Here is a 21,594-nt window from a genome sequence, read left to right as displayed (position 1 = left end):
TGGGGGGTGGTGTTGTTTTTGTGCTTGGGGGGGGGGGGGGGTTTGGGGGGCTGTGTGTGTGGGGGTTTTTTTGTTTTTTTTTTGTGGTGTGGGGGGGGGGTGGGGGGGGGGGGGGGGGGGGGGGGGGGCCCCCCGCCCCCCCCCCCCCCCACACTCGGTTCGCGGGCAGTCCCCGAGTATGATCCGCGCGCCTGTTCGCGTGAGCCGGCCGAGTCCGGATGAGGAGCACTTTCCCGTGGCCATGTACCCGCCCCCGTACAACGCCCCGTACACCCCCGCAAGGCCGCCGTCCGTGAACGGGCTGTCCATCGCGTCCCTGGTGCTCGGGATCGTGTGCTGCATACCCCCGCTCGGTCTGATCCTGGGCCTGATCGCCCTGTCCCAGATCAGCCGGAGGGGCCAGCGCGGCAAGGGCATGGCGATCGCGGGGAGCATCCTCTCCGGGATCAGTACGGCTCTGCTGGCCGTCGCCTTCGCCACCGGCGGGATCAGCGACGCCTGGAACGGCTTCCGGGACGGGATGGACGAGGCGAGCCGCTCGCGCAGCACGCTCGACCTGCGCAAGGGGGACTGCTTCACCGTCCCCGGCGAGCTGGAGCGGGAGACCGCGAGCGTGCGGGTGGTCGACTGCGCCAAGGAGCACGAAGGCGAGGTCACGGGCTCCTTCAAGCTCGACCGGTTCGACTCCTGGCCCGGCGAGGCGGCGGTCGAGCCGGTGGCCGAGAGCCGCTGCGAGGAGATCAACAACGGGTACGTGTCGGACGCCTCGGCCGTGCCCGACAATGTGGACATGTACTACTACATGCCGAGCAAGCGCAGTTGGCGCCTCGGCGACCGCTCGGTGACCTGCGCCCTCGCTGCCACGGAAGGCAAGCTCACGGGCTCCCTGAGGGCCGGGAGCGCCCCCGCGGCCGAAGAGTCCGGCGGAACGTCCGGCGACGGTACCGGAGATGGGACCGGCAACGAGACGGGCAACGAGATCGGCGGAACATCCGGCGAAGAGACCGGCGACGAGACCGGAGCCTGAGCCACCAAGGCCCAGGCACCGGGACTCGTCCGGACCCCGCCCAGCTCGGCCGGAAAGGGCGCCTAGCTGCGCGAAAGTCCGCGGTCGACAGCGGTCATCAGTTCGCCGTCCGTCGTGTCCCCGTCCAGGGACCAGAACATCGCGCCGCCGAGACCTCGTTCGCGGATGTACGAGGTCTTGGTGCGCAGCACCTTCGGATCGTCGTACGTCCACAGGGTTGTGCCGTCGAAGAGCCACGCATGGCCGCCCCGCCGGTCCCGGTGGAGTGTGTACGTTCCCGAGTCGGCCAGCTTCTTGAGGGCCTTGTAGTCCTCGTAACCGGCCGCCCAGGTCGCGGGAGCCGGGGCCTCGGCCGGCTGGTTCAGGCCGTCGCCATCGCCGCTCACGCCCGTCCAGCCCTGGCCGTAGAAGGGTATGCCCATCACCAGTTTGCGGGCGGGTGCGCCGCGGCGCAGCCAGTCGCGCACGGTCTGGTCGACGCTGAAGTCGCCGCGCGTGTACAGGGCGGACTGCTGGGCGGTGGTCTTCTCGCCCGACACATGGAAGTCGTAACCCTGGAGGTTGACGAAGTCGAGGTCGCGCATGATCCTGCGGACCTCGAAGCCCGCGTCGATCTTCGCGGGAGCAGTCGGCACAAAAGCGGTCAGTTCATAGTGCTTACGCTTGTTGAGGGCCTTTCCGTATGCGTCGAGCTGCGTCCTGAACTCCCGTACCAGCGCGGTGAAGTTCTGCTTGTCCTCCGGCCGGAAGACGGTGTCGGTGTCGCCCGCCGAGCCCGGCCACTCCCAGTCCAGATCCACGCCGTCGAAGAGCCCGGCCGCCGCGCCCGCCCCGCCGCGTGCTCCGTCGACGGGCAGATTGCCCTTGATGTAGAGGTCGATGCAGGAGGACACGAACGCCTTGCGGGACGCGGGGGTGCGGGCGGCGTCCGAGAAGTGCGTCGACCAGCTCCAGCCGCCGAGGGAGATCAGCACCTTGAGGCCGGGGTGCTTGGCCTTGAGCTCGCGCAACTGGTTGAAGTTTCCCGCGAGGGGCTGTTCGGCGGTGTCGGCAACGCCGTCCACCGAGCCGGCGGCGTCCAGCGGACGGACGTAGTCGGCCCAGGCGTCCGCCTCGCCGGGGATGTTGCCGGTGAAGCACGTGCCGTCGGAACTGACGTTGCCGAAGGCGTAGTTGATGTGGGTGAGCTTGGCGGCCTGGCCGCTGGCGTCCAGGTCCTTGACCTGGAAGTTGCGGCCGTAGACGCCCCATTGGGTGAAGTAGCCGACGCGTTTGTACGCGGACTTGCCGTGACTGCCGCCGTGGTCGGGGGCGGCGGTTGCGCCGGGTGCGAGGGCGGCGAGGAGGGCGAGGGAGCAGGCGGCAACGGCCGTCCTGGCAAGGGATCTTCGGCAGTTTCGAAGCATGGCCAGGAACGTATTGGTCTGGACCATTGCGGTCAAGGGTGCGGGCGCGGAATGGCGCCGAAGCGATGCCGGGAGTGGCGTCGAGCGGCACCGGAAGCCGTGACTGGCGGGATTCCGGCACGGGTATGGGAGGGCTGCCAGGGGCGCCGCCGAGAGATGCCCATACCCGCGGTAAACACCTGCGTAACGGCAAGTCATCACTTCGGGTGAAACTTTGGCCCATGCTTGCGGTCAACAACCCAGGGTTGCCACGCTGTTGCTGTCTGTCAACCTGTTGGGAGTGGCCAGTGACATTCGGTGAGCAGCCCGCCTATCTGCGCGTTGCGAGCGATCTCCGCCAGAAGATCGTCAACGGCGCGCTGCCGCCGCACACCCGACTTCCCTCGCAGGCACGCATTCGCGAGGAGTACGGAGTCTCGGACACCGTCGCCCTGGAGGCGCGCAAGGTCCTGATGGCGGAGGGCCTGGTCGAGGGCCGCTCCGGCTCCGGCACATATGTCCGCGAGCGGCCGGTCCCGCGCCGGATCGCCCGCTCCGGCTACCGGCCGCCGTCCGGCGCCAACCCCTTTCGTCAGGAGCAGGCCGACGAGGCGAGCCGGGGCACCTGGGAGTCCAGCAGCGAGCAGGAGGCGGCGGGCCCGGAGATTGCCGCCCGGCTCGGTATCGAGCTCGGCGCCCGCGTGATGCGTACGCGCTATGTGTTCCGGGACGCGGGCGAGGCGATGATGCTCTCCACCTCCTGGGAGCCTCTCGAGGTCACCGGGCGCACACCGGTGATGCTGCCGGAGGAGGGTCCGCTGGGCGGCTGCGGGGTTGTCGAGCGAATGGCAGCCATCGATGTCGTCGTGGACAACGTGGCGGAGGAGGTCGGCGCCCGGCCGGGGCTCGCGGAGGAGCTTCTGGCGCTCGGCGGCGTACCGGGCCATGTGGTGATGGTCGTCGAGCGCACGTACTACGCATCGGGACGCGCGGTCGAGACGGCGGACGTCGTCGTCCCGGCCGACCGCTTCCGGATCGCATACCACCTGCCGGTGAAGTGAAGCCGGATTGCGGGTGATTGCTGCGAGGCACCCCGGTGAGGTGACCATCTGAGGTAGACCGGTAGCCGGACAGTGCGTCCGGCTTCCGTGACCACGAGTTAACGGCGCACGGCGTTCCGTAACGCCCGGGCAATGCCCCGCTGCGACAGCCTGTCACGTCCCGCTCCTACCTTCCGGTCCGTACGCGCCCCACTGCCCCGTACAGGGGCCGACGAACGGGAAGCCGCTGATGACGGACACCGCCACGCCCACTCAGGCACCCGAGCAGGAACAACCGAAGCGCAGTTACGCGAAGCTCGCCGCCGACGAGAGCCGTGAGGACTACTCGCTGCGCTATGCGCCGCACTCCTTCCGGCGCTGGTCGCCCTCGATGGTCGCGGGCACCGCGCTCGGCGGCATCGCCTATCTCGCGGACTTCGCGATCGGCGCGTCGATCGTCTTCACCTACGGATTCACCAGCGGGCTCGCCTCGATCCTCACCGCCGCGGTGATCATCTTCCTCACCGGGATACCGATCGCCCGAGCCTGCGCGAAGTACGGCCTGGACATGGACCTCGTCACGCGCGGCGCCGGGTTCGGCTACTTCGGCTCCACCCTCACCTCGCTCATCTACGCCTCGTTCACCTTCATCTTCTTCGCGCTCGAAGGCTCGATCATGGCTCAGGCCATGCACCAGGCCGTCGGACTGCCCGTTCAGATCGGCTATCTGCTCACCACGCTGATCGTCATCCCGATCGTCTTCAAGGGGATGGGCGCGCTGGCGAAGGTGCAGGCGTGGACGCAGCCGGTCTGGATCATCGGCATGGTGCTGCCCTTCGTGGTGCTGGCCTTCGAAGCGCCGGACGCCTGGGGCGCGTTCGGCTCCTTCGGCGGTACGGAAGGGGCCGGCTCGGGCTTCTCCTGGATCGGCTTCGGCCTCGGCACCGGTGTGGCTCTCTCCCTGATCGCCCAGATCGGCGAACAGGCCGACTATCTGCGGTTCATGCCGGCCAAGACCGAAGAGAACAAGCGCCGTTGGAATCTGGCCGTTCTCGCCGCCGGACCCGGCTGGGTGATCATCGGCGCGGCCAAGCAGCTCGGCGGTGCCTTCCTCGCCTTCGTCGCGCTGGAGGCGGTGGGCAAGACGCACGCCCTGGAGCCGATCGCCCCGCAGATCGAGGCGCTCAAGCCCTGGCTCGGCTCGGTCGCTCTGCCCGCCGCCGCGCTCTTCGTGATCGTCTCGCAGATCAAGATCAATGTGACCAACGCCTACAGCGGTTCGCTGTCCTGGTCGAACTTCTTCTCCCGCATCACCCACCGGCACCCGGGCCGGGTCTGGTACATCTTCCTCAACCTCGCCATCGCGCTGACGCTGATGGAGATGAACATGTTCGCGGCCCTGGGCAAGCTGCTCGGCTTCTACTCGAACGTGGGCATCGCCTGGATCGCGGCGGTCGCCGCGGACCTCGTCATCAACAAGCGGGCAGGGTGGAGCCCCAAGTACATCGAGTTCAAGCGGGCGTATCTGTATGCCGTGAACCCGGCCGGGTTCGGTGCGATGGCGATCGCGTCGACCGTCTCGATCCTCGCCTTCTTCGGGCTCTTCGGCAGGTACGCCGAGGCCTTCTCGACCTTCATCGCGGCCGGACTCGCGCTGATCCTCTGCCCGTTGATCGCGTGGGCGACGAAGGGGAAGTACTACCTGGCCCGGCCCAACGTCGTATGGGGGTACCCCCAGGCCGAAGGCTCTGGGGGAGGCCCTGACGTGGCGGTGGAGGATGTCACCGCCACCCACACCTGCGCGGTGTGCGAGACGGCGTACGAACTCCCCGACATCGCGGACTGCCCGGTCCAGTCCGGCCCCCTCTGCTCGCTGTGCTGCTCGCTGGACGCCGAGTGCGGTGATGTCTGCCGCAAGGATCCGGCGGCGGCCGGTCCGGTCCTGATGCCGATGCCGACGATGCCGTCTGCCGCCTCGTAACGGGGGCGGTCAGGGCGGCCGGAACCAGCCAGACGGGGCGTATCCAGTCGGGTACGCCCCGCTTTCCTGTCTCTTTGTGAAAACCCGTATCCGCTGAGTAAGGGTCAGGCGTACGCTCGGGCATATGCGTAGTGCGGTTTCCTGGCGATCGTTATGGACAAGCGGACCTGCTGAGGGAGGGGCGCGATGAACGACACCGGCCCTGTCCTGCCCTGGCTGGTCATACGGCAGGACGACAACGGCAATCGCTATCGCGTCGGCAGGTACGCCACCAGGGACGAGGCCCAGCAGATAGTGGACACACTCGACGGCCGCGAACACAAGCAGCTCTACTGGGTCGAGCGTATCGGGCAGACGACGCACTAGCCGGGCACTGGCCGGACCGCGGCCGACCCTGTGGGCGGGCCGCGGCCCGCCCACAGGTGCGTCCCGCCGCGGGCCATATGCTCCGGCGCATGAGCGATCGTGTCGTGGTGGTGGCCGGAGCGGTGTACGACCGGGGGCGGCTGCTGGCCGCACGCCGCAGCGCCCCCGAAGAGCTCGCCGGCCGCTGGGAGCTGCCCGGCGGAAAGCTGGAACCCGGCGAGAGTCCCGAACAGGGCCTGGTGCGCGAGCTCCGCGAGGAACTGGGCGTCGAGACGGAGCCGCTGGAGCGGATTCCCGGCGAGTGGCCGCTGAAGCCCGGATATGTCCTGCAGGTGTGGACGGCCCGGCTGCTCTCCGGGGAGCCCCAGCCGCTCGAGGACCATGACGAACTGCGCTGGCTCGCACCGCATGAAACGGACGCCGTCGACTGGCTCGACCAGGACCGGCCCGCCGTGGCGGAGGCCGCCCGGCTGCTGAGCGAGAGTGCCGCCCGGCTCCCGCGCGAAAGCCGTGAGTGAAGCCGTGAGCGAAGGCAATGAGTGAAGCCGTGGGTGAAGGCCCTGATCGAAGGCCCTGGTCGAGGGCCATGCGCGAAGGGCGTGCGACGGCGCCCACAACCGGCGCGTACGCCGTTCGTACCACCGTGTGCCCATTGCCGCGCCGACGGGATACCTCACCCCAAATATCGGGTATGTGCTGATTAACCACCCGAAATAGGGCGTGGGTCTGCTGCTGGACTCGGGAAGTGAGCGGCGTGATCGACACTGAAGGCGAATGCGCCGAGTGGACCTTCCCTGCCGAGCCCGACGCCGTGCGCACCGCTCGGCATGTCGTGCGCGACACCCTCAGCACCTGGGGACTGGACTCGGTGGTGTGCGATGTGACCGTGCTGCTGGTCAGCGAGCTGGTGACCAATTCCCTGCGGTACGCATCCGGCCCGATCGGGGTCCGGTTGTGCCGGCCCGACCCCGGTCAGAGTGCCCCCAGCCTGCTCGTCGAAGTCTCCGATCCGCTGCCGGATCCCCCCACCGAACGCCCCGCGGCACCCGATGACGAGGGAGGCCGCGGGCTGCAGCTCGTGGCTTGTTCCGCCCGTCGCTGGGGCACGCGCAAAGGCAGAACCGGCAAGACCGTGTGGTTCGAGCTGCCTCTGACTGGTTAGAAGGTGAAGGGACACCGATCAGGCCGGACTCGGTTCCGGCCTGAACCGGACTCGGCCGAAAACGAACGAGACCGTGCTGTGATCGTGAACGCCGTGTCGATCGGGGCCGTAGTGCTGAATACTGCGGTCATGGCCGGTCCGGTGCGGTGAGCTGGAGGGGACGGTCGCGTGAGCGAAATACCTGAGACGGCGAGCAATGTCGTGTGGCAGAGCAGCCCGCCTGGCTCGATCTATGACTACATCAAGGTCGCTTCCTTCTCGATCGGCGCCGACGGGCTGGTCGACCAGTGGAGTCGGCGTGCGGTGGATCTCTTCGGCATTACGGCGGAGGAGGTCAGGGGCAAGGACCCGGTCGAGGTCTTCATGCCCGCGGAGCTGCGGCCGCGCGGCCATCGCCAAGTGGCCGAGATCCTCGACGGCAAGGAGTGGACGGGCCTGGTCCCCTTCCGTATGCCGGGCGGGGGTGGAGCACACGGCGTCGCCGAGGTCTATGTGATGCCGAGTGAGACGGAGAGCGGCGACAGGGCTGCGCTCTGTATCGTCGTGGATGTCAGGGCACTGCGGCGGATCGAGACCGACCTCGCCGCTTCGCAGGCGATTTTCGGCCAATCTCCTTTCGGCTTCCTTCTGTTCGGCACGGACCTCACGGTGCAGCGCACCAACGCGCGCTTCGCCGCCGTCTTCGGAGGTAAGGCCGACGACCATCGCGGACGCACCGTCCACGACTATCTCTCCCGGCCCGAGGCGGAGCGGATGAACGCCTCGCTGCGCCGGGTCCTGGAGACCGGCGAATCCGCCATCGACCTCCAGATCGTCGGCGCCGTACCCGGCAGCACGGAGCGCAGGCACTGGTCGATCAACCTCTACCGCGTGCACAGCGGATCGGGCCGGCCCGTCGGAGTGGCCGGAATCGGCACCGATGTGACCCGTCGCCATATCGCCGCGCGTGAGGCCGCCAGCGCCCGGCGCAATCTCGCCCTCCTCAATGAGGCCAGCGCCCGCATCGGCAACTCCCTCGACCTGGAGACCACCGCCCGCGAACTCCTCGACGTCGCCGTCCCCGGCTTCTGCGACCTCGCCTCCGTCGATCTCTATCAAGGTCTGCTCACCGGCGACGAGGCCCCGCCCGGGAGAGCCGACGGCAGCGCCGAGCTGCGTCGGGTCGCCTTCGCCAGTGCCGTCTCCGACGCCCCGCTGGTCACCACACCGGGCTGGGGCCCGAAGGGCAGCGCCCCCACCGCGGTCGGGGCGGTCCACCGCTATCCCTTCAACTCGCCCTGCGCCGGCGCCCTGCGCACCGCCCGGGTCAAGTCGATCCCGGGCGAGGACGGCACCCTCGTCCAGTCCACGCTCGCGGTGCCGATGGTCGCGCACGACACCGTCGTCGGCCTGGTGCAGTTCTCCCGTACGAAGGGGAGCGAGCCCTTCGGAGAACGGGACCAGGCACTCGCCGTCGAGCTCGCCGCCCGCGCCGCCGTCTGTATCGACAACGCACGGCTGTACCGCAGGGAGCACGAGCGGGCGCTGATCCTCCAGCGCAGCCTCCTCCCGCCCGGTGACCCCGAGGCCGCGGGGCTGGACATCGCCTGCCGCTATCTCCCCGGCAACACGGCCACCGAGGTCGGCGGAGACTGGTTCGACGTCATCGAACTCCCCGGCCACCGCACCGCCCTGGTGGTGGGCGATGTGATGGGCCGTGGGCTGCGGGCCGCGGTGGCCATGGGTGAACTACGCACCGCCGTACGAACCTTGGCGCTGCTCGACCTGGAACCGGCCGAAGTGCTCTCCGCGCTCGACGAGATCGCCCGCGGCCTCGGTAGCCCCAGCGGCGCCCAGCAGGCCTCCCGTGTCGCCCACAAGTCCCGCGACGCCGACCTCTCGGAGGTCTATCTCGCGACCTGTGTCTACGCCGTCTACGACCCCGTCACCCGGCGCTGCACCTTCGCCAACGCCGGCCATCTGCCCCCCGTCCTGGTCGAACCGGGCGAGGAGGCGCTGCTGCTCGACGTGCCGCCCGGGATGCCCCTCGGCGTGGGCGGCGAGCCCTTCGAGGAGGTCGAGGTCGAGCTCCCCGAGGACGCGCTGCTCGCCCTCTACACCGACGGGCTCGTCGAATCCCGCGACCACCCCCTCGACGAGGGACTGCGCGCCTTCCGTACCGCGCTCACCGATCCGGTACGTCCCCTGGAAGATGTCTGCGACCACGTGCTGAACACCCTCGACACCCGGCACGGCGAGGACGACATCGCACTGCTCATGGCCCGCATCCAGGGACTGCCCCTGGAGGCCGTCGGCGACTGGCGGCTGCCCCGCGAACCCCGCTCGGTGGGCCGTGCCCGCGAGCTGGCCCGCGCGCAGCTCGTCGCCTGGGACATCGAAGCACTGGTGGACACGGTCGAGCTGCTGGTCAGCGAGCTGGTCACCAACGCGCTGCGGTACGGCGAGGGCGAGATCCGGCTGCGGCTGCTGCGGGACCGCACCCTTGTCTGTGAGGTGTGGGACGCGGGCCTGGTCCAGCCCCGGCGGCGACGCGCGCGCGACACCGACGAGGGCGGCCGCGGACTGCAGCTGGTCGGGCTGCTGAGCGCGGCCTGGGGCTCGCGCCGGACCCCCCGTGGCAAGACGGTCTGGTTCGAACTGGCCCTGCCCGACGGGGACTCGACGGCCGAGCCCACGGTCGAGCAGCTGCTCAGCATGTTCTGACAGGCGGCCCGGCACTGCCGGAGCGTTGTCAGACCCGTGATCTAACCTTGCGAGGCATGGGGGAAGACAACGGGGTGGGAATGGGCGAGCGCGCAAGGGCGCTGCCCGCGGCTTCGGGCGTGCGTGCGCTCGTACGGAAGTGGCGCAGCCGCCGCCTGAGTTGGCCGAGGCGGATCGCTCTGGCTCTGGCCGTCCTGCTGGTCGTCCCGGTCATCACCGGCGCGGTCGCGCTGCGCGTCAATTACGCCGGCGACATTGCGGAAGGCACGATGACGCGCGGCAAGGACGCGGTGTGGCTCGGCCACGCCTGGGTGGACGGCCGGAAGAAGGACGCGGACGTCGACGCCTTCGCCGCGCGGATACGGGGGAGCGGGATCCGGGACCTCTATGTCCACGCCGGGCCGCTGGAGCACGACGGGTCGCTGCCCGCGGACCGCTATCCACGGGCGCGGTGGCTGATCGACGCCGTCCACCGGAAGATCCCCGGCATCCGGGTCCAGGCCTGGCTGGGTGACGAGCTCGCGAGCGAAGGCCCGGACGGGCTGAAGCTGCCCGACGCCGGCACTCGCGCCGCCGTCGTGCGCTCCACCGACCGGATCCTGGACGCGGGCTTCGACGGCGTGCACTTCGACCTGGAGCCACTGCACTCGGGGGACGGTGACTATCTGTCCCTGCTGGACGATCTGCGCGAGCTGACGCGCGCCCGCAAAGTCCCGCTGTCCGTCGCCGCCCACCAGATAGATCCGCTCCCGGCGCTGCATGCCGTGCGGGGCGGGCTCACCGGACACCCCAAGTGGTGGTCGCAGAAATTCTTCGGCCAGGTTGCCCGCCGGGTCGACCAGATAGCCGTGATGTCGTACGACACCGGCATCCCGCTGGAGAGTCTGTACGGCGGCTATGTCGCGCAGCAGACCGCGCTCGCCCTCGAGGTCACGCCCGAGGACACCGATCTGCTCATGGGTCTGCCCTTCTTCCACGAGGACGACATCGGCCACTGGGAGAACGCCGAAACGGTCGCGGCCGCGATCCGCGGCACCCGGCTGGGACTTGGGCGCACGGACCGCGACCGTGAGCGTTTCGGGGTCGCGCTCTATGTCGACTTCGCGGCGGAGGAGGCCGACTGGCAGGCGTACCGGAAGGACTGGGGAGAGCACGGCTACTCCGCGCCGTAGGGCGCAGGGGAGCCGCCCACCCCGCCGCCCGGGGCGCCCGCCCCCGCGCGGGGGAGCCGCCCGACCGCCGCGCGCCGCCCACCCGCCGCCCAGGGCGCCCGCGGAACGGGGTTCGCCGCGTCCCGCGGACCGGGGCCGGGCGCGCGCCCCCAGGCGACGCCCGGACAGGGCCTATTCGGTGCCGCGGCGCTTGATCTTGTTGCCGAGCCACACCAGCGGGTCGTACTTCCGGTCCACCGCCCGCTCCTTCAGCGGGATCAGCGCATTGTCAGTGATCTTGATGCCTTCGGGGCACACCTCCGTGCAGCACTTCGTGATGTTGCAGTAGCCGAGGCCGTGCTCGTCCTGGGCGGTCTTCTTGCGGTCCAGGCCCGTCTCCGCCGCCGCGTCCAGCGGGTGCATGTCCAGCTCCGCCACCCGCATCAGAAAGCGCGGACCGGCGAACGCCGACTTGTTCTCCTCGTGGTCGCGCACCACATGGCAGGTGTCCTGGCACAGGAAGCACTCGATGCACTTGCGGAACTCCTGCGAGCGGTCCACATCCATCTGCTGCATCCGGTACTCACCGGCCGCGACACCCGGCGGCGGCACAAAGGACGGCACCTCCCGTGCCTTCGTGTAGTTGAAGCTCACGTCGGTCACCAGGTCGCGCACCACGGGGAACGCCCGCAGCGGTGTCACCGTGATCGTCTCCTCGCGCGAGAAGACCGACATCCGGGTCATGCACATCAGCCGCGGCCGCCCGTTGACCTCCGCACTGCACGAACCGCACTTGCCCGCCTTGCAGTTCCAGCGGACTGCGAGATCGGAGGCCTGGGTGGCCTGGAGGCGATGGATGATGTCGAGGACGACCTCGCCTTCATGGACCTCGACGGAGAAGTCCTCCAGCGCCCCGCCGTCCTGATCGCCCCGCCACACCTTGAAGCTGGCTACGTATTGAGTAGATGCGGTCGAACTCACTCGTAGAGCTCCTCTTCGGCGAGGTACTTGACCAGCTCCTCCTTCTCGAAAAGAGCGAGCAGGTCCGGACGGATCGGTTCAGTGGTCTTCCGTTCGAGCGCGATCTGGCCGCGCACCGGATCGGTGGCCGCCAACCCGCCCGAGGAATCGATCAGATGGCACAGCAGATTGACCCGCCGCCACTCGCGCTCCATGGTCGGGCAGTCCTCGCGGGTGTGCCCGCCGCGGCTCTCCGTGCGCTCCAGCGCCGCCCGCGCGATGCACTCGCTGACCAGCAGCATGTTCCGAAGGTCGAGAGCGAGATGCCAGCCGGGGTTGAACTGCCGGTGCCCCTCGACCCCGGCGCGCCGTGCCCGTACCCGCAGATTCGCCAGCTTCTTGAGCGCCTGCGCCATCTCCGCCTCGCGCCGGATGATGCCGACCAGGTCGTTCATCGTCTGCTGGAGCTCCTGGTGGAGGGTGTATGGATTCTCGGGCTGCGCGCCCTCCTCGGGGCCCTCCGCGCTGAACGGACGCAGCGCCTCCGCCGCGGCCGTGTCGATCTGGGCCTCGTCCACCGGCGGGCGCTCGGCGAGCCCTTCGGCGTACTCGGCCGCGTGCTGACCCGCCCGCCGGCCGAATACCAGCAGGTCGGAGAGGGAATTCCCGCCGAGCCTGTTGGAGCCGTGCATCCCGCCCGCGACCTCGCCCGCAGCGAACAGACCGGGGACGCCGACCGCCGCGGCGGTGTCGGATTCGACGGCGATGCCGCCCATCACGTAGTGGCAGGTCGGTCCGACCTCCATCGCCTCCGCCGTGATGTCGACGTCCGCCAGCTCCTTGAACTGGTGGTACATCGACGGCAGTCGGCGCCGGATGGCCTCGGCCGGCATCCGGGTCGAGACATCGAGGAAGACGCCGCCGTGCGGGGAGCCGCGGCCCGCCTTGACCTCGGAGTTGATGGCGCGGGCCACCTCGTCGCGCGGCAGCAGCTCGGGAGGACGCCGGTTGTGGTCCGGATCCTCGTACCAGCGGTCGCCCTCCTCCTCCGACTGCGCGTACTTCTCCTTGAACACATCCGGGACGTAGTCGAACATGAACCGTTTGCCCTCGGAGTTGCGCAGCACCCCGCCGTCGCCACGCACCGACTCGGTGACCAGGATGCCCTTCACCGAGGGCGGCCAGACCATCCCCGTCGGATGGAACTGCACGAACTCCATGTTCAGCAGCGGAGCGCCCGCGAGCAGCGCCAGCGCGTGCCCGTCACCCGTGTACTCCCACGAGTTGGACGTCACCTTGAAGGACTTGCCGATGCCGCCGGTGGACAGCACCACGGACGGCGCCTCGAGAACGAAGAAGCGGCCGGACTCGCGCTCGTAACAGAACGCGCCCGCGACCCTTTCCCCGTCCTTGAGCACCCGCGTGACCGTGCACTCCTGGAAGACCTTCAACCGGGCCTCGTAGTCGCCGAATTCGGCCTTGTCCTCCTGCTGCAGCGAGACGATCTTCTGTTGCAGCGTACGGATCAGCTCCAGGCCGGTCCGGTCGCCTACGTGCGCGAGACGCGGGTACTCGTGTCCGCCGAAATTGCGCTGGGAGATCTTCCCGTCGGCCGTGCGGTCGAAGAGCGCGCCCCAGGTCTCCAACTCCCAGACCCGGTCCGGTGCCTCGCGCGCGTGCAGCTCGGCCATCCGCCACTGGTTGAGGAACTTCCCGCCGCGCATGGTGTCGCGGAAGTGCACCTGCCAGTTGTCCCCGGCGTTCACATTGCCCATGGAGGCGGCGATGCCGCCCTCGGCCATCACCGTGTGGGCCTTGCCGAAGAGGGACTTGCAGATCACGGCCGTCCGGGCACCCCGCTCGCGCGCCTCGATGGCGGCCCGCAGTCCCGCGCCGCCCGCGCCCACCACCACGACGTCCCACTGCTGCCGTTCGAGTTGCGTCATGTAGAAGGCCCCTTCAACTAAAAGAGTCGCGGATCGTCGAAGGCGCCGGACGCGACGAGATAGACGTAGAAGTCGGCGAGCGCCACGCTGATCAGCGACGCCCAGGCGAGCAGCATGTGGCGCTCGTTGAGCCTGCCGACCCAGCCCCACATGCGGTAGCGCACCGGATGCTTGGAGAAGTGCTTGAGACGGCCGCCGATGATGTGCCGGCAGGAGTGGCAGGAGAGGGTGTACGCCCAGATCAGCACGATGTTGACCACGAAGACGATCGTGCCGAGGCCCATATGACCCCAGGCGTAGTGCTCGTCGCGGAAGGCGAGCACCGTGTCGTACGTGAGGATCGAGGCGACCGGCAGCGCCGCGTAGAAGAAGTACCGGTGGATGTTCTGCAGGATCAGCGGGAAGCGGGTCTCGCCGGTGTACTTCTTGTGCGGCTCGGCGACCGCGCAGGCCGGTGGTGAGGCCCAGAAGCCCCGGTAGTAGGCCTTGCGGTAGTAGTAGCAGGTCAGCCGGAAGCCCAGCGGGAAGATCAGGATCAGCAGCGCCGGGGACAGACCCCACCAGCTGCCGAAGATCTCCCAGTTGGGGCCGCCGCGCATCGTTTCGCAGTTCTCCGCGAGGCAGGGGGAGTAGAACGGCGAGACATACGGCGCCGCGTAGTAGTCGGCGTTGGCGAATGCACGCCAGGTCGAGTAGACGATGAAGGCGAGCAGCCCGCCGGCGGTCAGCGCGGGCGACAGCCACCAGCGGTCGGTCCGCAGATGGCGGGGGCCGATGGCGGCCCGCGTCGCGGCATGTACGCCTGTATTGATTTGTGGTGGTTCAGTGCCTGTGGCCAACGAGGTCTCCTAGGGGGCGTGCCGGTCGCGCGCGCCCAGGCCCTCGTCGTCCGAGTCCGTCCACAGCGCGTGGTTGTACGGGGCGTCGGGAATGGTGACCAGCTCGGGACTGCCCGCTTGTTTCGGCTCGGCAGCGGTGACGGGGCCGGTGCCCCGCAGCTGATCGACGGTGCGCTCCAGCTCTCCGACACGCTGGACGAGCTCGTCGAGGCGCTGCTTGATCGCCGTCAGATCTTCCTGCTGGGACATGACTTGCCCTCACTTCCGCAGGGTGCGGTGGCATCGCTCATGCGCCAGCGAGTGTTGCGCGTCACATCCCTGCTTGTGAAGGGATGTGCAGGGATTGATCGGTGCATGGGCTTGCGGCGCGCCCCTTGTGGCTGGTTTCTCACTCCCCCCAGTTTCTCCCTTTTGGTGACACTATGCCCGTCTCTTCGTTGGGCCGCACGGGTGGCGTTGGGGGCGCGCACCGCCGTGTCGCCGCCGCCCGCCGGGCTTCGTCCACTTCAGTGGACGGGAACCGATGTGATCATCTCTAAATGTCAGAAAACAGGACGAAGAGGTACAAGTCATGTCCCAGGTCGATGCGCCACGCGGGAGGACTTGCTCCCGGACGCTCCGCTCCGTCGCACTGCTCACCAGCGGGGTGCTCTCCCTCCCGGTCCTGACGGGCTGCGCCTCGGACGAGGCCGAGAACACCGGAAAAGCCGCGACCCAGGACATCGCGGCCACCGGGCGGGACCGGATCGCCGACGGGGGGTCCCTGCGCTGGGCGATCGACGCGTTGCCCACCACGCTCAATGTCTTCCAGGCCGACGCGGACGCCGCCACCACGCGCGTCGCGGGGGCCGTGCTCCCCTCCCTCTTCGTCCTCGACAAGAGCGGCAGCCCGCGGCGCAACCCCGACTACGTCGAGTCCGCCAAGGTCGTCGAGCGCGAGCCCAAGCAGGTCGTTCTCTACAAGCTCAACCAGCAGGCGGTGTGGAGCGACGGCCGGGAAATCGGCGCGGCGGACTTCGTCGCCCAGTGGCGTGCGCTGAGCGGGAAGGACTCGGCGTACTGGACCGCGCGCAACGCCGGGTACGAGCGGATCGAGAAGATCGAGAGGGGCGCAGACGACCTCGAGGTCAAGATCACCTTCAAGAAGCCCTACGCGGACTGGAAGTCCCTCTTCACCCCGCTCTATCCGAAGGAGGTGACCGGGACCCCGGCCTCCTTCAACGACGGGGCCCGCAGCACGCTCAAGTCGACGGCCGGTCCCTTCCAGCTGAAGTCGGTCGACCGCAAGGCAGGCATCACCACCCTCGTACGCAATCCCCGCTGGTGGGGGCAGCAGGCCAAGCTGGACCGGCTGGTGCTCACCGCGGTGCCGCGCGAGGCGCGGGCCAAGGCGCTTGTCGAGGGCGCGCTCGATCTCGCGGAGGTCGACCGGAGCACGGCGGACCGTATCGTCCTCGCGGCACGGGACAAGGCCTCCGGCCAGTCCAAGGCCCAGGGACCGGACGCCGCCCGCACCCCGTCCGACTCGCTCGAACCGGGGGCGCCGGCCCACGGCGCGGACGAAGACCGCAAACAGAGTGCCGAGGCGGTCGAGGCGTACACCGCCGAGAGCGCCCTGCGCCGCTATGTGGTCCGCAAGTCGCTCGAGCCCGCGTACACCCAGCTCGCGCTCAACGGTGAGACGGGGCCGCTGGCCGACGACCGGGTGCGCCGCGCCGTCGCCCGCGCGCTGAACCGCAAGGAATTGGCCGAGACCGTACTGACCCCGCTCGGCCTGCCCGCCACGCCGCCCGGCAGCCATCTGGCACTGGCCGGCCAGCGGGCGTACAAGGACAACAGCGCCGCGCTCGGTGAGCAGAACACGGAGGAGGCGCAGGCGCTGCTGGCCGACGCGGGCTGGACGACTGACGGGGCTCGCACGAAGCCCGCCCCGGCGAAGGCGGGCAACGAGGCGAAGGCCTCACCCGGCGTTTCGTCGAAGGCCTCGCCCAGCGCTTCGTCCCAGGCTTCGCCCGGTGCATCGACCAGCGGGCCGCCCGGCACGTCGCCCAAGGCATCGGCCGGCACATCCACCGGCACCTCAGCCAAGGCGTCGACCAAGGCATCGCCCGCGGCGGCGCCCGAAGCCGCCAAGAAGGAAGCTGCCAACAAGAAGAAGGAAGAGGACGTCGCGTCCAACGACGGGATGTACATCGTCGGCGACGACAAGCCCGCAGGCCACGGCCATGAGGCCGGTACGCACATCCTCGCCCCCGCCCCCGCCGCGGCCCTCCAGGGCACGGCCGTGCAGCGCCAGGCCCGGTCGCTGGACGGCGGGGTCCCTGGAGCGTACGCCCCGCGCGGCACCGCTGCCCCCGCCCGCGCGAGCAGCCGCATCGGCAAGAACGGCAAGCCGCTCACCCTGCGCTTCGTACTCCCCTCGGGGCCGGGCTCCGAGGCGCTGCGCGCCGTCGGCGACAAGATCGTTCGGATGCTGGACCGCATCGGTGTGCACACCGAGATCACCAAGGTCGCCGACGACAGCTACTTCAAGGACCACGTCGCCTCGGGCAACTACGACCTCGCGCTGTACTCCTGGCCCGCCACCGCCTACCCGGCGACCGACGCCCGCCCGATCTTCGCCAAGCCCGTGCCGGCCACCGACGGATCGCTGCTGGTGGAGCAGAACTACACCCGTGTCGGCTCCGACTATGTCGACCAGCTCTTCGACCGGGCGGCCGCCGAGCTGGACGAGGACGCAGCCCGTGATCTGGTGCGCCGGGCCGACGCCCGGATCTGGGCCGCCGCCGGATCCATCCCGCTCTACCAGCGCCCCGAGCTGGTCGCGGCCAGGCCGGATGTGGCCAACGCCGGGGCCTTCGGCTTCGGCACCCCCCGCTACCAGGACATCGGCTTCAAGAAGGCGAAGGCAGCGAACGGCCCCAAGAAGTAGCGGCTGCCCGAAGCGGCAGGTCACAACCTCAGAACTGGCTCAAGTCCCTTGCCCGCCGGCAGCGCCGGCGGGCAGGGTGGTGCCACCCTTGACCCGGGGCTCCGCACCCAGCACCACACCGGCTTCACCACACTCCCCGTGCTGCAGAAACCCTCCCCCGATCGGACCGGGAAGCCCCTTGCGCGGCGTGCCCGTACCATAGGACTAGCCGTGGCGTGTCCGCCCGGCGGGCGGACGAGGCTACGACCGTCAGACGCCTGATCCCACGATCGAGAGAAGCGCCAGCCAGCATGCCCACGCGCCACGACATCCGTAACGTTGCCATCGTCGCCCACGTCGACCACGGCAAGACCACCCTGGTCGACGCCATGCTGAAGCAGGCCGGCGCCTTCGCCGCGCACGCCGCCGAGCACCTCGACGACCGCATGATGGACTCGAACGACCTGGAGCGTGAGAAGGGCATCACGATCCTGGCGAAGAACACCGCCGTGAAGTACCACCCCAAGAGCGGCGGGGACCCGATCACCATCAACATCATCGACACCCCCGGCCACGCCGACTTCGGCGGCGAGGTGGAGCGCGGTCTGTCGATGGTGGACGCGGTCGTCCTGCTCGTCGACGCCTCCGAGGGCCCGCTGCCGCAGACCCGTTTCGTGCTCCGCAAGGCCCTCCAGGCCCGGATGCCCGTCATCCTCTGCATCAACAAGACGGACCGCCCGGACTCCCGGATCGACGAGGTCGTCAACGAGACGTACGACCTCTTCCTGGACCTGGACGCGGACGAGGAGCAGATCGAGTTCCCCATCGTCTACGCCTGCGCCCGTGACGGCGTCGCCTCGCTGACCAAGCCGGAGGACGGCACCGTCCCGGCCGACAGCGAGAACCTCGAGCCGTTCTTCAACACGATCCTCGAGCACGTCCCGGCCCCGGAGTACGACGAGGCCGCGCCGCTCCAGGCCCACGTCACCAACCTGGACGCCGACAACTTCCTGGGCCGTATCGCGCTGTGCCGCGTCGAGCAGGGAGAGCTGAAGAAGGGCCAGACCGTCACGTGGATCAAGCGTGACGGCACGATGTCCAATGTCCGGATCACCGAGCTGATGATGACGGAGGCGCTCACCCGCAAGCCGGCCGAGAAGGCAGGCCCGGGCGACATCTGCGCCATCGCCGGTATCCCGGACATCATGATCGGCGAGACCCTGGCCGACCCGGAGAACCCGATCGCGCTCCCGCTGATCACGGTCGACGAGCCCGCCATCTCCATGACCATCGGTACGAACACCTCGCCGCTGGTCGGCAAGGGCGGCAAGGGCCACAAGGTCACCGCCCGCCAGGTGAAGGACCGCCTGGACCGTGAGCTGATCGGTAACGTGTCGCTCCGCGTCCTGGACACCGAGCGTCCCGACGCCTGGGAGGTCCAGGGCCGAGGCGAGCTCGCGCTGGCCATCCTGGTCGAGCAGATGCGCCGTGAGGGCTTCGAGCTGACCGTCGGCAAGCCCGAGGTGGTCACCAAGGAGATCAACGGCAAGGTCCACGAGCCGATCGAGCGCATGACGATCGACTCGCCCGAGGAGCACCTCGGCGCCATTACCCAGCTGATGGCGACCCGCAAGGGCCGCATGGAGACGATGACCAACCACGGCTCGGGCTGGGTCCGCATGGAGTGGATCGTCCCGTCCCGCGGACTCATCGGCTTCCGTACGGAATTCCTCACCCAGACCCGTGGTACGGGCATCGCGCACTCCATCTTCGAGGGCCACGAGCCCTGGTTCGGCGAGCTGCGCACCCGTCACAACGGGTCCCTGGTCGCCGACCGCTCGGGCTCGGTCACGCCGTTCGCGATGGTCAACCTCCAGGAGCGCGGTGTCATCTTCACCGAGGCGGGCACCGAGGTGTACGAGGGCATGATCGTCGGCGAGAACTCCCGCGCCGACGACATGGACGTGAACATCACCAAGGAGAAGAAGCTCACCAACATGCGTGCCGCCTCCGCGGACACCACCGAGAACGTGGTGCCCGCCCGGAAGCTGTCGCTGGAGCAGTCCCTGGAGTTCTGCCGCGAGGACGAGTGCATCGAGGTGACCCCGGAGACCGTGCGGATCCGCAAGGTCGTCCTGGACCAGAAGGAGCGCGGCCGCACCGCCTCGCGCGCCAAGCGCAACTGACCGGCCGCGGGCACCCTGCCCGCACGCCTGTCCGGCTACGGCCCGGACGACCCCGCCAGGGGGTCGTCCGGGCCGTTTGCGTGTGTCGCATCGCATGGAAAACTGCCCGGACGGAACACTGGTCGGGGCTTGTCCGTCAACAGGTTTTCCTACCCCACTTGTTCGGCTATCGGACGTTGCTCACCGGAAACCTGTATTAACAGTCCGTTTCGCGGGTGTCTGTCTGCGATCCCTTTGTCCGAATTTTGGGCCTCTGGGGTGGGGTGATGTTGCCAAAACGAGATGCTTTAAGTGTGGTTTGCAGCCTGAACTTACCCAATAGTTGGCTTCATTGAGCTCGGGTCAACGGGTCACGCGCTTTGGGGAGCGCCGACTCACGAGCACACGAGGTACTGCATCTTCGCCGTCAGGGGTGTCGGCGGGTGTCATGTGCCCAACCTTGCAGTGAATACGTGGACTCCTGAGGAGGAACCCATGCGCGGTGCCACGAGCGCCAGTGGGGACGGGTCGTCGCGGACGACTCGTACGGCCGGTTTTTTGCAGCGCACTTCATCCGGTCAGGTCGCTGGCTGCGGCCGGCGAATCTGACACTCGGTCAACCGCTCGGCTCGCGCTCCTGGGGATGGAATCCATCCCGATCAACGCTCTTTCCAGCCTTCCTGCCCGTGGGTACTCCCCTGGGCAGGGGGTGACGCGACCGCACCCTTCCAGGGCGGCGGACGCAGGTGGGGGCATTGTCACGCGACAGCCATGACGGTCCGAGTGCAAACCGCTCGGCCGTCACAGCGCGCAGGATCGCGGGTCACCCGACACCCGTGAATGGACACATCATGACCAGTCCAATTGAGACCGAGGGCACCGACGCCTCTGTCACCTTGGACAAAGACACCGCGACCGAGACGGACACCGCGGACAGCAAGAGCCTCACCGGCCGCTCACCCGGCCAGCTGATGTGGGCGCGCTTCAAGCGCGACCGCACGGGCGTGATCTCCGCCTGGGTGGTGCTCTTCTTCTTTGCCATCGCCGCGCTGGCCCCGGTGATCTCGGCCCTGTACGGCAAGGATCCGTACACGCTGTACCCGACCAAGCCGGAGTACGCGAACCTGCTCGACGACTTCTCGATGCCGTCCGGCGGCTTCGGCGGCATCTCCGGAGACTTCTGGTTCGGTGTCGAGCCGAACCTGGGCCGCGATGTGTTCACCATGCTGCTCTACGGCATGCGCACCTCGCTGTACATGGCGCTCGTCCTCACGCTCCTCAGCGTGGCAACGGGCGTGATCATCGGCATGGTGGGCGGCTACTTCGGCGGCAAGGTCGACTACTGGCTGGGCCGGACGACCGACTTCTTCCTGGCCTTCCCGAGCCAGCTGTTCTTCATCGCCTTCATGCCCGTGGTGACCGCGCTGTTCGTCTCTCCGGCGGACGAGACCCCCACCTACCTGCGCGCTGTCGCCATCCTGCTGGTGATGTGGTTCCTCGGCTGGATGGGCATGGCCCGTCTGGTACGCAGCTCCGTACTCTCCCTGCGCGAGCGGGAGTTCGTGGAGGCGGCCAAGGTCTCGGGCGCCTCGCGGTGGCGGATCGTGCGCAAGGAGATCCTGCCGAACATCGTCACGCCGATCCTTGTGCAGGGCACCTACACGCTGCCCAGCTCCATCCTGAGCATCGCGTTCCTCTCGTACGTCGGTGTCGGCTTCGTGGAGCCGACCCCCGACTGGGGGCGGATGTTCGCGATCGGCTCCGGGATCTACGAGCAGGACCCGGCGTTCATGATCTTCCCGGGCGTCGCCATGGTGGTTTTCGTTCTTGCCTTCAACCTCCTTGGTGACTCGGTCCGGGACGCGTTCGACCCCAAGACCGGACGGTGACGTCCATGGGCGGGGGTAACTGCCGCCCCCGCGCCGGGCAACCGGACGGTCAGGCAGCTCTTTTGGATA

At 68.8% G+C, this 21,594-nt stretch carries 16 protein-coding genes; 11 read left to right on the top strand and 5 right to left on the bottom strand.

The window, feature by feature from the left end; all coding sequences use genetic code 11:
* Nucleotides 1–241: 241 nt before the first annotated feature.
* A complete protein-coding gene (locus tag ACI2LP_RS11585) occupies nt 242–1,027 on the top strand; it encodes a DUF4190 domain-containing protein (RefSeq protein WP_404724450.1) in 786 nt (261 codons plus the stop codon).
* A 62-nt stretch (nt 1,028–1,089) separates the two neighbouring features.
* On the opposite strand, the gene ACI2LP_RS11580 is transcribed toward ACI2LP_RS11585, so the two are convergent.
* On the bottom strand, nt 1,090–2,433 hold the full coding sequence (locus ACI2LP_RS11580) for a glycoside hydrolase family 18 protein (protein WP_404724449.1): 1,344 nt from the start codon (nt 2,431–2,433) through the stop codon (nt 1,090–1,092).
* Between the two features lie 287 nt (nt 2,434–2,720).
* Between ACI2LP_RS11580 and ACI2LP_RS11575 the strand changes: the two genes are divergently transcribed.
* The 7 genes from ACI2LP_RS11575 to ACI2LP_RS11545 all read left to right on the top strand — a co-directional run bounded on the left by ACI2LP_RS11575 (nt 2,721) and on the right by ACI2LP_RS11545 (nt 10,836).
* The gene (locus ACI2LP_RS11575; RefSeq protein ID WP_404724299.1) at nt 2,721–3,473 is read left to right on the top strand and encodes a GntR family transcriptional regulator; all 753 of its coding nucleotides are present in this window, start codon (nt 2,721–2,723) and stop codon (nt 3,471–3,473) included.
* 229 nt (nt 3,474–3,702) lie between these two features.
* Entirely contained in the window at nt 3,703–5,433 is a 1,731-nt protein-coding gene (locus ACI2LP_RS11570; RefSeq protein WP_404724298.1) for a purine-cytosine permease family protein, read from the top strand.
* A 186-nt stretch (nt 5,434–5,619) separates the two neighbouring features.
* Nucleotides 5,620–5,799, top strand: coding sequence for an SPOR domain-containing protein (locus tag ACI2LP_RS11565; protein WP_404724297.1), 180 nt, complete (start codon nt 5,620–5,622; stop codon nt 5,797–5,799).
* 89 nt (nt 5,800–5,888) lie between these two features.
* Nucleotides 5,889–6,317 (top strand): (deoxy)nucleoside triphosphate pyrophosphohydrolase, encoded by a 429-nt coding sequence (locus ACI2LP_RS11560; protein WP_404724296.1) that lies wholly within the window; start codon nt 5,889–5,891, stop codon nt 6,315–6,317.
* A gap of 227 nt (nt 6,318–6,544) precedes the next feature.
* Nucleotides 6,545–6,961, top strand: coding sequence for an ATP-binding protein (locus ACI2LP_RS11555; RefSeq protein WP_404724295.1), 417 nt, complete (start codon nt 6,545–6,547; stop codon nt 6,959–6,961).
* 168 nt (nt 6,962–7,129) lie between these two features.
* On the top strand, nt 7,130–9,664 hold the full coding sequence (locus ACI2LP_RS11550) for a SpoIIE family protein phosphatase (protein WP_404724294.1): 2,535 nt from the start codon (nt 7,130–7,132) through the stop codon (nt 9,662–9,664).
* Nucleotides 9,665–9,720: 56 nt separating this feature from the next.
* The gene (locus tag ACI2LP_RS11545; protein ID WP_404724293.1) at nt 9,721–10,836 is read left to right on the top strand and encodes a hypothetical protein; all 1,116 of its coding nucleotides are present in this window, start codon (nt 9,721–9,723) and stop codon (nt 10,834–10,836) included.
* 171 nt (nt 10,837–11,007) lie between these two features.
* On the opposite strand, the gene ACI2LP_RS11540 is transcribed toward ACI2LP_RS11545, so the two are convergent.
* From ACI2LP_RS11540 to ACI2LP_RS11525, 4 genes are read right to left on the bottom strand one after another with little or no spacing between them, the layout of a single operon-like run.
* Nucleotides 11,008–11,796, bottom strand: a complete 789-nt coding sequence (locus ACI2LP_RS11540) for a succinate dehydrogenase/fumarate reductase iron-sulfur subunit (RefSeq protein ID WP_404724292.1) — start codon at nt 11,794–11,796, stop codon at nt 11,008–11,010.
* Nucleotides 11,793–13,721, bottom strand: coding sequence for a fumarate reductase/succinate dehydrogenase flavoprotein subunit (locus tag ACI2LP_RS11535; RefSeq protein WP_404724291.1), 1,929 nt, complete (start codon nt 13,719–13,721; stop codon nt 11,793–11,795). Before ACI2LP_RS11535 ends, ACI2LP_RS11540 begins: the two co-directional genes overlap by 4 nt.
* A gap of 17 nt (nt 13,722–13,738) precedes the next feature.
* Nucleotides 13,739–14,560, bottom strand: coding sequence for a hypothetical protein (locus ACI2LP_RS11530; protein ID WP_404724290.1), 822 nt, complete (start codon nt 14,558–14,560; stop codon nt 13,739–13,741).
* Between the two features lie 9 nt (nt 14,561–14,569).
* Nucleotides 14,570–14,809, bottom strand: coding sequence for a hypothetical protein (locus ACI2LP_RS11525; RefSeq protein ID WP_404724289.1), 240 nt, complete (start codon nt 14,807–14,809; stop codon nt 14,570–14,572).
* A gap of 322 nt (nt 14,810–15,131) precedes the next feature.
* On the opposite strand from ACI2LP_RS11525, the gene ACI2LP_RS11520 reads away from it, so the two are divergent.
* From ACI2LP_RS11520 to ACI2LP_RS11510, 3 genes are all read left to right on the top strand, one after another.
* Nucleotides 15,132–17,492: an ABC transporter family substrate-binding protein gene (locus ACI2LP_RS11520; protein ID WP_404724288.1), complete on the top strand. Its 2,361-nt coding sequence runs from the start codon at nt 15,132–15,134 to the stop codon at nt 17,490–17,492.
* A gap of 290 nt (nt 17,493–17,782) precedes the next feature.
* Complete coding sequence (gene typA / locus ACI2LP_RS11515; protein WP_404724287.1) at nt 17,783–19,657, top strand: translational GTPase TypA; 1,875 nt, start codon at nt 17,783–17,785, stop codon at nt 19,655–19,657.
* 830 nt (nt 19,658–20,487) lie between these two features.
* Nucleotides 20,488–21,525 (top strand): ABC transporter permease, encoded by a 1,038-nt coding sequence (locus ACI2LP_RS11510; protein ID WP_404724286.1) that lies wholly within the window; start codon nt 20,488–20,490, stop codon nt 21,523–21,525.
* Nucleotides 21,526–21,594: the final 69 nt, after the last annotated feature.

Source organism: Streptomyces sp. NPDC019890 (assembly GCF_044903445.1).
Classification (GTDB): Bacteria; Actinomycetota; Actinomycetes; order Streptomycetales; family Streptomycetaceae; genus Streptomyces.
This window is presented reverse-complemented; position numbering and strand designations above follow the sequence as displayed.